Origin of the sequence: Flammeovirga sp. OC4 (assembly GCF_000812565.1) — a bacterium.
Taxonomy (GTDB): Bacteria; Bacteroidota; Bacteroidia; order Cytophagales; family Flammeovirgaceae; genus Flammeovirga.
In genome coordinates this window covers 75,185-86,602 of sequence record NZ_JTAM01000043.1, presented here as the reverse complement: position 1 = coordinate 86,602, position 11,418 = coordinate 75,185, and the positions used below count along the sequence as shown (strand labels likewise).

Genomic DNA, 11,418 nt, shown 5'->3' with positions numbered 1-11,418 from the left:
AATCTCCTGATTTCTAAAAAACACAAATATTCAAAAACTTAGTTTACTGCGAATTAATTCTAAATAATAAATGGTCATTTCGATCTAAATTTTAGTTTTTCCATTAAAATTAATCTTAAAGTTTTGTAATGAATAATTATTCATCTATAATTGTATCGTAAACGATATAAATACAAGCGATATAAATTATGCAACAGGTAAAAACATCTACAGTTCAAAACGTTTTTAGAGTATTATTAGGTATAGCCATGCTTTATGCAGGTATAGGTCATATGACTTTTCGTAGAATTGCATTTCAAGCACAGGTTCCCACTTGGTTGACAACAGATGAAAGTTTTATAGATTTTGTAGTATTAGCTTCAGGTGTGGTGGAAATAGCTTTTGCTTTATTGATGATTTATGGACGAAATTTTAAAGTACAAACAGGTATTGCATTAGGAATTTTCTTTATTTTGATTTTCCCCGGTAATATCAATCAATATGTCAATCATATCGATTCTTTTGGTTTAAATACTGACACAAAACGTTTTGTTCGTTTATTATTTCAGCCATTGTTAGTCGTTTGGGCATTATGGTCTTCTGGAGGATGGAAATATTTGAAAGAGAGAAAAAGCACACAATAAAATGGAGCAATTAAAACTAAGTAATCAATTCTGTTTCCCATTATATGCGGCATCTAGGTTTATTACTCAACAATACCGTCCCTTATTGGAAAAATTGGAGGTGACTTATCCCCAATACCTTGTACTTTTGGTGCTTTGGGAAGAGGATGGAATACCCATCAAAGAAATTACTGAAAAGTTACTTTTGGAAACGAACACATTGACTCCTTTACTAAAGAGGATGCAAACCAATGGATTAATTGAAAGAACACGATCAAAAGAGGATGAGCGTATTGTAACAATTTCTCTCACTGAAAAAGGAAAAAAGCTTCAGGAAAAAGCGGAAGAAATTCCGAATGATTTACTCCAGACTTTAGAATGCTTAAATATTGGGAAAGAAGATATGCTAAAAGTTAAAGAGGTTTTAGAAAAAATGCTTTCCAATGTATAAACTAAAAAGAGGTTAGCATTCAATACAAAAAAATCCTGATCAGAAATATACACCAACTTCTGATCAGGATTTTGAGTTTATGATACTTCAAAAACTATTTTACTTCATCAAGTAGAACAAGTCCATTCAGTAACGTTTCACTAACCGGCTTATATTTTTCAAGAAGGTTTTGAGAAGTATAAGTGATGAATTGTACAGTGCCATTTTCATCTGAATAGTAGTATCCAAAGTAAGAGAATTTAATACCTTGCATAGTACCATTCATTTGGAGATGAAGAACCTTCAAACCGTTGATATCTCTGTATTCTTCTTTTACAATTCTTAAATCAGGAGCAATCGACTTCGCATTGTCAAATGCAATACCTTTCATTGTGGCAAGTGGAATTTCAACTTGCTCAGAAATGATCATACCATAGAGGTCACCATTTTTTAATTTGAACTCGTACTCAGCTTCTGGATTTTCTTTACCTTTACTGAAAGACCAAACTTTTGGATTGATCCAATAACCCACATTGAGACTTTGGCTTTTAATGAGGAAAGTAGACTTTTTATCTTTCTTATATTTTTTAGGATTGGTCGCTATTTCAGTTTCTTTTAAAACATTTTCGTCTTGGTACTTCCATGTTCCATCATCATATAGAAAAACTTCTTCGCCAGTTTCAGTAACAGCCTTTTGCTGAGCATGAAGAAGAGTTACACAAAAGAGGGACACCAATAACATTATTACTTTTTTCATCTTATAGTTTGTTTAAATTATGTAGCACTTCTACTAATAAAAAATCAAAATAACACACTTTTTAGCGTAGATATATTGTATCACAAAAATACGAACTTATTCTTAAAAAGACCTTGAGGAGGGATTAAGTATTTTAGCTTTAATGCCTCTTAAATGGATTGAAAAAAATTATAAACGAAATACATAGCGGAGTAAATTATAGTTTTACTCAACCCAGACCTATGCTTTACAGTTAATGTATTTCGTTTGCCTTATGGAGTTACAATTTAACATCCCTAAAGCAAACTGTACTTTAGAAGATTATGACAAAACATTTTATTCGTAATCAGAGAACCATATAGTAATACGCCCCTTGGCTTTGAAGGTAAACCCTATAAAAGCTGCTAGAAAGATGGATTGGGAGTGAACGACAATGCATTCAATCCCTAGTTCTTCCACTAATGACCATTAATATATCCTGACATTTGATATAGAAAAAGGCCAATACCAGCAATGACCAAATACCAATTAACGGCTTTATAAAAAGCGGGGAATTGTTTGTTTTGTCTTGAAAAGGTAATGATCAACACAATCGGTATTAAGGCAACAATCTGCCCGATTTCTACACCTAAATTAAAACATAGAATCTTAGCTAATAAATCCTCTGTTCCATTTTCAAAAGATTGTAATCGGGTTGAAAGTCCAAAGCCGTGTATTAACCCAAAGATGACAACCATTAAGAGGAGATGAGGTGATTTGATATTGAGTTTTTCAAACCCACCTAAATTCTCAAAACCTTTATAGAGTACACTCAAAGCAATTACTGCATCAACCAAATGTTCGTTGGCAGTGATACCCAAATAGGTCGCACCAATCAGAGTAATACAGTGACCAATTGTAAATGCTGTAATAAACTTGACGATATCCTTAAAACCTTTCAGATAAAAGACTACACCCGCTAAAAATAGTAAGTGATCATACCCTGTCAGCATATGTGTGGCACCTACTTGGATATAAGCCCACAATCCACCATTACGTAAAATCTCTTGATCAGCACTTGTCACATCATGAGCAAAACCAAAAACTGGAATTAATATAAATACCAGTAAGAGAATTCTTTTAAAATTTGATCTCATGATTAATCCTTTTTTGAGAAGAATACAAATAAGACTCCAATCACCAAAATACTACCCAATACAAAAATCCAAGTTGGTATTTCTTCCTCATCATCATGATGGTGGTGATCATGAGAGTGTGCCTCATGCTGATGTGTCACTTCAAAAGTCAAAGTGGTCCATTTTGATTCATGTGTGAAAGCATCGTTTCCTTCTACTTTTTCCATGTGTATAGCACGGAGATAGTAAATTCCATCTTCAGGCAAATCGACAGTGACTATACCTTCTTCATTGGTACGTAACTTTTGTCCATTTGTATGAGTGTGATCATGATCATGGCTATGATGTGCATGTTCATGATCATCATGATGATGATGACCTTTGTGACTATGTCCATGAGCACTTTGGATATGATCAGCATAAACCAACTGATTTGCTAATGGTTTACCTTCCAAAACTAATCGGACGTCTAGTGTTTGTCCGCTATATTTTTCATAAGGGTTTGAAACAGGAATAAATTCAATTGGATAACCAAAAACAGTATTCCAGTCCTCCGTTTTCACATCACCAACTTGGTAAATCGCTTTTACATGCTTTTGGTAACTCTCAATCACACCTTGATCTAACAGATTGTTTTCAGTTCGTTCTTGAAGCATATCCAAAACACCGTCATGCTTAAGGTAATTATTGAAATCGTCGGCAGATTGTTTTAGGCTTCTTGCTTTAGTAGAAACACCTGCGACATAAGTGCCGGCTTCACCTGTATTGAACACCACTTGAGTGATGGTACTGTCTTGATCTTTCCATTGCTCAGCGTTAATAGCTACTCTTTTTCCATGAGAAACAAAAGATGCGTCTTGAATGCGGTCGCGTGCAATTGTATTTTCACTTTCCTCGAAAGTACCATTATATAAGCTAAAAATGGCTTCTTGATTTGGTTTCAAGAAGTAGGTTTCCATCTTTATGTATAAATCATGACTACACAATAATACGACTGCTGATAACAGATAAAGTGGTCTAACCATCTTGTTTTTAGAAGTCATATGAATGACTTTTGGAATGAATTTCATATTTCGATGTTGAAGTTTGTTCTATTTGTGAAAAGTTACTTTTAGCTATCGCCGCAAAACTAAAAACTTTTATTTATTAATGAGAATAACATTGTAAATTCTTTAATTGGCCTCTTGTCTTATGTTGTTTTTTTAGAGACTTGTATCGTTTTTAGAAAGCAGAATAACACAAAATGCACATGGATTGGAACAAATCGTTCATAAGGTCATTTTAGCAAAAAACTGATCATTTCGTCTTTAGCGTTAACATCTTGTACAAATAACTTTGTGGATAGATCATTCAATGTCTTTACTAAAATATTGGATGGATGAACTGTATTCATCTGACTACAAACCATTAAAAATGAAATACCAATCAATTCTATTTGCAGGGCTACTTATCTTTATCTTGAAAGCTGAATCTTTCACCCAAAAGACCGTGTTAGAAATTCATTCTAAAGACTATGCATTAGCAGAAAATAAAGCCTCTGCTAGTACTATTTTTTTACAGATGATAAAAGATGCCAGGACAAAAGGTGCTACAAAAATAACGATTGAAAAAGGAGTTTATCACTTGTACCCTAGTAAGGCAAAAGGTATGATGTGTGCTATTACAAACCACGATAATGGCATCCGCTATACCACTTTTCCTATTCTAAATTTTGAAAATCTAGAGATCGATGCCAATGGTGCTGAGTTTATATTCCACGGACACATGCTCCCATTTATGATTCAGAACAGTAAAAATATTAATATTAAAAACGTGAAAATCGATTGGGAATTGCCTTATGTTTCAGAGATGGAAATTATTAATGTCAATCAAGATGAAAAATATATTGATGTGAAAATTGGAGAAAATACTCCTTACACCATCAAAGACAATGCTTTACGTTTTATCAAAGAAAATGGCTACTCTCATAATTTGGACGAGGCGATCATTTGGAATAAAAAACACCATAGAATTGCATATAATGCATCTAAAGTGACACCATTGCATAGCAAGAAAAAGAACCGTCTTCAATACATGGACACTTTTGAACATTTCAATACACCATTCGACAGGATGGATTATCAAGTGAAGTTGCTTCAAAAATCAGATAGAATCACTGCAGAAGAATTGAAAGAGGGAATCGTAAGAATTAAAAATTTAAAAAGAAAATTACCTTCTGTAGGGCAAATTTTGGTGGCTAAAGGTGAAATGGGAAGTAACCGAATTGCGCCAGCATTTTGGATCAATCAGTCTGAAACTACTCGAATCGAAAATGTGACTATTCACTCTTGTATTGGCATGGGAGTATTGGGAGAGGCAAGCAAAGACATCGCTTTGAACCATGTGAACATTCATACTCGAAGAGGAAGTCAACGTATGGTTTCTACTTTGGCAGACGCGACACATTTTGCAGGTTGTAAAGGACAAATTGTATTAGAAAATTGCAAATTTCAACATATGTTGGATGACGCCACTAATATACATGGAGTATACATGCAAGTGGTTGATCGCATTAATAATTATCAATTGGGAGTCAGCATTGGGCATCCTCAGCAATTAGGATTTCATTTTGCAGAAGTGGGAGATGAGGTGGGTTTGGTAGAACCATCTGCCTTTCATCCTTATTTCAAAGGGCATATTTTGGAAATGGAAAAAGTAAATGAGGGGTATTATGTTCTTACTTTCAAAGAGGAACTTCCAGCGTCAATTTCTGATAAAATAATGGTAGAAAATCTTTCTGCTCAACCTACATTTATTGCTAGAAACTGCACACTGACGGATAATAGAGCAAGAGGTTTTTTACTTTCGACAAGCAAAGGAGCAATTGTTGAAAATTGTACTTTTAGCAATATGATGACCTCAATACTTATGGTCAATAAGTTTGATTTTTGGTATGAATCAGGGTTTGCTGAAAATGTAAAAATTGAAAATAATACTTTTTTAGATGCCTGTTATGGAGGAGGCAATGTACCTGTCATTTGGTGCTTGACAAGTAAAAAAAGAAGAGTAGATTTAATTACTGACCCTAAAATTAGAACTACCAAAAACATTTCGATTACCAATAATCATTTCAAGACTTTTGATGCTTGGATTATGGGAGCAAATGCCTCTTCGGATATTAATTTTAGTCATAATATCATTGAAAAATCAGAAGAATATATTCCTTTATATCCCAACCATCCAACATTAGAATTCATCAATACAGAAAATATTAAAATTGAACACAATGATTTTAGACTAGAAAAAGCAACTGTATCTGTTGATGGAATTACGGAGAAAACCTTATCCTTAAAAGAGAATCGTAATCTTTTTGTGACCAATACTGATATGGAAGAAAAAGAAATTCAAACCAAGTTATAGCGTGTTGTGTTTATTGTTATGAGGTTTTAGGAAAACGTAAGACTGTTTTTTCTAGAAAAGACAAGTGGGTTTTAGTATTTAGTCTTGAAAAATTGTTTAACTTTCGTCATGCAATTTTTTTAGACTGAAGTATGAAGTCACATTTTTCTAAATATTCTATTCATCTACTCGTATTTTTTATCTTTATCCAAAATGCATTTGCCAACCTTATTCCCGTAAAAGGTTCGGATGTTTTTATGCACTCTGATGTATTGTCAGTGGTACAAGATCATGAAGGTTATATGTGGTTTGCCTCTTTTGATGGTCTATACCGATACGATGGAAATGAGATGAAAGTCTTCAAACATGTAGAAGGAGATAGTCTTTCATTGGCCAGTAATCGTTTGATTTCTTTAGCAATAGACAAAAAAGACAGAGTCATAATTGGCACTGAAGCAAATGGCTTATGTATATACGACAAGAAAAAAAATCAATTTCAAAACATACCATTCAATGGTGATCAACAAGTTACAATTCATCAAGTGTTTTGTGATAAGTCGGGCAATATTTGGGTAGGTTCTGATTATGGGTTAAGCAAAATAAGAGAGGATGAAGAGGGTAATTATCACATCCTTAGTATTATAGATTCAAACATCAGGGTTAGAAAGATCATTGAAGGAAAGAATGAATTACTTTGGGCATTAACCAGTAAAGGTTTATATACAATTCACCCGAATACCCTTCAAATTGTACATCATATTCTCCGTATCAACAAAGAGCACATTACAACTATTTATGTAGATAAAAAAGGAACTGCATGGGTGGGTACTTTTGGAGGATTATATCAAATTAATCGACAATTTAAGCCGAAGAAAAAGTATATCAATGCTTCCATTTTATCTATTTATAGGGATAAAGAAAATACACTTTGGGTGGGAACGAAGAATAAAGGTTTGATGTATTCTTCTGATCAGGGAAACAAATTCATTCCTTATCAACCTTATACTTCCATTCATCCTTTACATAATAACAAAGCGATCACTACTTTTTGTGAGAGTAGAGAAGGCATTTTATGGTTGGGATCACTGTCTAATGGGGCATTTACTAATGAAAAAAGTTTTAGGTATTTGGAGCAATTTAAAAACCCTTATGAAAATAATCCCAATACACTTTTTTCTAGTTATACTTTTTACCAAGATCAAGATTCAATTTTGTGGGTAGGAACATTAGGCCAAGGACTCGGTATTTTTAATCGTAAGACAGGAGAAGTAGTAGATTATAGCACTCATAATCCTGTCTTTAAAAACTTGAAAATATCGAAGATTTTACCCCTACCTGATGCATCGATTTATTTGTTTTCGAATCAGAATACCTATCACCTCACAAAACAGGATCAAAGCGATTTGATCAATGGTAAAAAAATAAAGCTAAAGCAGGTAAACCCGATAGCACCTTATCCTAAAGCGAGTATTACTTATGCGAGTATCGATGAAGATCAACACATGTGGTTGAGCACCAATGCAGGGTTGTACGAATACATTCCTTCAAAAAATGATTATTACAAAGGTAAGGTAAACAGATATCGTACGCACGGCCAATTAGGTTTGACGCATAATACGGTGAAATATGTTGTGACTCATCGAGAGGGGCACATAAAATACATCTGGATTGGAACTAAAATAGGTTTGAATCTTCTGAAAGTTGATGAAAAAAAGAAAGAAAAAAGCATCGCGAAGTTCTATAAAGGAAACGGGGCAATTGATCTACCTTCCAATTTTATAGCGTCATTGATTAAAGGGAAAGATAACACACTCTGGATTGGTTGTTTAGGTGGAGGATTAGTAAAAAGTCCTATTAATCCTGAGGATATCAATACTCCTAAGTTTACAAAATACACGGAGAAGGATGGCATTATCACTAATCAATTAGAACAGCTACAGTTAGATCAAAAAGGGCAAATATGGATGAGTGGTTATGGGTTGTCAAAGTTTAACCCTTCTACATTAGCTGTAGAAAACTATGAATTTAATTCTGCAATACGTCAAAATTATTATAAAATAAGAAGAAGTTATTATTCACCGAGCAATGAGCTGTTTTTTGGTAGTGATAATGGTTTTATTCTTTTTAAGCCATCAAAATACCATGCTTCTACAGAAAACTATACACCTAGTTTTACCACGTTAAAAGTAGATGATCAAGAGATAAAAGTAGGAAAAAGTTATAATGGAAATGAAGTGTTAATGCACCCTTTGGAAGATGGCTCACTCATTACTTTAGCACCGCATCAAGACAATATTGAAATAGGTTTTACAGGCTTTTGTTTTCACTCTCAAAAGGATGTGACCTATAAATATAAAATGTCTGAAGTTGATAAAGATTGGGTAGAATCTTCTGATGGATATGCTGTTTATAGGAATTTGCCGTATGGAGAGCATACTTTCGAGCTACTGACTCACAATGGCAAGTGGATGGAAGAGCCTGTTAAACTCTATATTCACCTCAAAGCCCCATTTTACCTTACTACATCAGCATATATTGTCTATTTTTTACTTTTGGTAGGAAGCATCTTTACTTATTATCATTGGAAGAGAACAGAATTGGAGCGTACACATGAGCAGGAAATTGTTGAATTGAAGGAGCAGGAAACTGAAAATATTCAAAAAGCAAAATTGGATCTTTTCACTTTCATCTGTCATGATATGAAAACGCCTTTGACATTAATTTTAGATCCCATACAGGACTTGATCTACAAAAAGGAATTGAAGCCCGAAGTGCATCATGATTTACAAGTGGTGAGAAAGAATGCCGTGAAGCTTCAGAAGTTGGTGTTGGAATTGATGGATTTCCAGAAGTTCGAAAATAAAGAAATGAGAATATCTCCTCAAGAGGTAGAACTGAATACATTTGTACATCAGACTATTCATCATTTTCAGATTTTAAGTGAGAAAAGAAACATAAAACTATCACTAGACTCAGACCAAGAAGAAATCATCGCTTTTGTTGACACTGTTCAGTTTGAAAAAGTGATATTTAACTTGGTGAGTAATGCATTGCAATATACTCCTCAAAATGGTGAGATTACTATAGGGCTTAAAGAGCATAAAGAGAGTATTGAGATAACGGTTAAAGATACGGGTGTTGGGATTAATAAGGAGGTGATTAACAACGTTTTTGATCCTTATTTCCAACAGAAAACATCAGGTAGAGGAAGTGGAATAGGGCTAGCGGTAACGAAGTCGATAGTGGAGCAGCATAGTGGAAAAATAACAGTACAGAGTGAGAAAAATCAAGGGAGTACTTTCACTATTCAGCTTCTAAAAGGAAATGGTCATTTCGATAAAATTTATACAGATCAAGAGCAACTTTATATTGATGAAAACTCCCCGATTGTTGAGGAGGCAAATGCTGAAGTTGACACCTTAGAGGTAGATGAAGAATTGAAAGGAGCTCATATCCTAATCGTTGATGACAACGAAGATATTACTCAGTACCTGAATATTAAATTTTCTGCTTTATACAATGTTTCCATCGCGAATGACGGTACAGAAGCACTCAAAATCGTCAATAAAAAGCCAGTTGATTTAATCATTTCTGATATTACCATGGATGAAATGAATGGTCTAGAATTTTGTAAAAGCATCAAAGAACAATCTCATACATCGCATATTCCAGTTATTTTCTTATCAGCAAAAGATGACGTACAAACGCAATTGACCACCTACAATATGGGGGCTGATGCGTTTATATCAAAACCTTTTAGTTTTGATATATTATCAGCAAGAGTTAAAAACCTCCTTTCTTCAAATGGTGCTCCATCTTCTTTTGAGGTGTCACCTTCTGCCATCGAAATCAGTTCAAAAGATGAGCAGTTATTGGAAGAGGCGATGATGTACATAGAGCAAAATTTAGAAAATTCAGATCTGAATGTTGAACATCTTTGCAAAGAACTAGGAGTGAGTAGGTCACAACTGTATAGAAAAGTGAAGACAATGACGAACATGTCGATTAGTGAGTTTATCAGAACAATACGATTGAAACGGGCAGCACAGATTCTTCAGGTAGATGGTTCTTCTATTTTGGATGTCATGGATAAGGTTGGTTTTAATAACCCTTCCTATTTTACAAGAACTTTCAAAAAACAGTTTGGCGTTAGTCCTAAAGAATACTCAAAGCAGTTTTCAAGTAAAGGCTAATTATATTGTAAACTAAATTAACGTCAACTTCTTACCCATCTTTCTGCCAACTTTTATAGGGCCTACTTTCAAATTTCCTTCTTCTTCATTTTTGTCTTAACACAAAAACGAAGCAAAAAATTCAAGGCTTAGAACGCAAAAGCTAAATTTCACTTCTCTCGTCTTGAAAGGATAACTCGATCAAAACTTCATCGTTTTGAGATGCTCAAACAGCAAAATCATTTTCAACGGCTCAATTCATGAAATTCTTAACACTTTTCCCTTCAATGCCGATTTAGATACTAATAAATGAATATCTAATTATAGGTCAAAAGACGAGAGTTTTATAATTATCTTCTAAATGCAGTTGTGTTGGGGGTTTTAGTATAACGTTCTCACGAATCATCAAAAATCACCATTTGCTATTCATATTTGCAACATGCAGAAGGAACTGCTTAATTTGCCGTATGAATCAAAATTTTGAAAACGAATATTTTGGAATTGGTATCCAAAATGGAAAAACACCTGAAAATCTCGGTGTCTTGTGGCGTTCAGCCCAAAACTTTGGAGCCAGTTTTATCTTTACTATTGGAAATAGATATGCTAAACAAGCTTGCGATACCCACAATGCGGTAAAGTCCATTCCGTATTATCATTATGATACTTTTGATGATTTCCTTAAAAACATACCAGTAGGGACACGTATTGTTGGAGTGGAACTTTCGGAAGAAGCAGTCGAATTAGAGACTTTTCATCACCCCAGAAGGTGTGTTTATTTGCTAGGAGCAGAAGACCACGGACTTTCAAAACAAGCTATGGAGAAAAGCCATTTTCTTGTAAAGTTTGATACACCTAAAAGTTTGAATGTTTCTGTGGCAGGGAGTATTGTATTGTACGACAGACAGAGAAATAAAGATAGATGTTAGCTTGATTGAACTGATTATCATAAAGCAACATAGTTTATATAAAAAATGATGAGAAGGTA

At 34.0% G+C, this 11,418-nt stretch carries 8 protein-coding genes; 5 read left to right on the top strand and 3 right to left on the bottom strand.

The annotated features are described in order from the left end of the window. Window positions 1–188: 188 nt before the first annotated feature. The gene (locus tag PL77_RS19710) at window positions 189–623 is read left to right on the top strand and encodes a membrane protein (protein ID WP_044209225.1); all 435 of its coding nucleotides are present in this window, start codon (window positions 189–191) and stop codon (window positions 621–623) included. Between the two features lies 1 nt (window position 624). Further along, window positions 625–1,053 (top strand): MarR family winged helix-turn-helix transcriptional regulator, encoded by a 429-nt coding sequence (locus PL77_RS19705; protein ID WP_044209222.1) that lies wholly within the window; start codon window positions 625–627, stop codon window positions 1,051–1,053. A gap of 94 nt (window positions 1,054–1,147) precedes the next feature. Here PL77_RS19705 and PL77_RS19700 read toward each other — a convergent pair whose 3' ends face one another. The 3 genes from PL77_RS19700 to PL77_RS19690 form a co-directional block, all read right to left on the bottom strand. Continuing rightward, window positions 1,148–1,789: a hypothetical protein gene (locus PL77_RS19700; RefSeq protein ID WP_044209220.1), complete on the bottom strand. Its 642-nt coding sequence runs from the start codon at window positions 1,787–1,789 to the stop codon at window positions 1,148–1,150. 437 nt (window positions 1,790–2,226) lie between these two features. Continuing rightward, window positions 2,227–2,904 (bottom strand): HupE/UreJ family protein, encoded by a 678-nt coding sequence (locus tag PL77_RS19695; RefSeq protein ID WP_044209217.1) that lies wholly within the window; start codon window positions 2,902–2,904, stop codon window positions 2,227–2,229. 2 nt (window positions 2,905–2,906) lie between these two features. Beyond that, window positions 2,907–3,953: a DUF4198 domain-containing protein gene (locus PL77_RS19690; RefSeq protein ID WP_253274002.1), complete on the bottom strand. Its 1,047-nt coding sequence runs from the start codon at window positions 3,951–3,953 to the stop codon at window positions 2,907–2,909. Window positions 3,954–4,236: 283 nt separating this feature from the next. Here PL77_RS19690 and PL77_RS19685 point away from each other — a divergent pair, with 283 nt between their 5' ends. From PL77_RS19685 to PL77_RS19675, 3 genes are all read left to right on the top strand, one after another. Continuing rightward, a complete protein-coding gene (locus tag PL77_RS19685; protein WP_044209211.1) occupies window positions 4,237–6,282 on the top strand; it encodes a right-handed parallel beta-helix repeat-containing protein in 2,046 nt (681 codons plus the stop codon). Window positions 6,283–6,413: 131 nt separating this feature from the next. Beyond that, on the top strand, window positions 6,414–10,454 hold the full coding sequence (locus PL77_RS19680) for a two-component regulator propeller domain-containing protein (RefSeq protein ID WP_044209209.1): 4,041 nt from the start codon (window positions 6,414–6,416) through the stop codon (window positions 10,452–10,454). Between the two features lie 398 nt (window positions 10,455–10,852). Then, window positions 10,853–11,359, top strand: coding sequence for an RNA methyltransferase (locus tag PL77_RS19675; RefSeq protein ID WP_216595922.1), 507 nt, complete (start codon window positions 10,853–10,855; stop codon window positions 11,357–11,359). The last annotated feature ends 59 nt before the right edge of the window (window positions 11,360–11,418 follow it).

Coding starts and splice junctions, on each gene's coding strand:
- PL77_RS19710 (WP_044209225.1), top strand. CDS start 189: ATGCAACAGGTAAAAACATCTACAGTTCAAAACGTTTTTAGAGTATTA.
- PL77_RS19705 (WP_044209222.1), top strand. CDS start 625: ATGGAGCAATTAAAACTAAGTAATCAATTCTGTTTCCCATTATATGCG.
- PL77_RS19700 (WP_044209220.1), bottom strand. CDS start 1,789: ATGAAAAAAGTAATAATGTTATTGGTGTCCCTCTTTTGTGTAACTCTT.
- PL77_RS19695 (WP_044209217.1), bottom strand. CDS start 2,904: ATGAGATCAAATTTTAAAAGAATTCTCTTACTGGTATTTATATTAATT.
- PL77_RS19690 (WP_253274002.1), bottom strand. CDS start 3,953: ATGAAATTCATTCCAAAAGTCATTCATATGACTTCTAAAAACAAGATG.
- PL77_RS19685 (WP_044209211.1), top strand. CDS start 4,237: ATGTCTTTACTAAAATATTGGATGGATGAACTGTATTCATCTGACTAC.
- PL77_RS19680 (WP_044209209.1), top strand. CDS start 6,414: ATGAAGTCACATTTTTCTAAATATTCTATTCATCTACTCGTATTTTTT.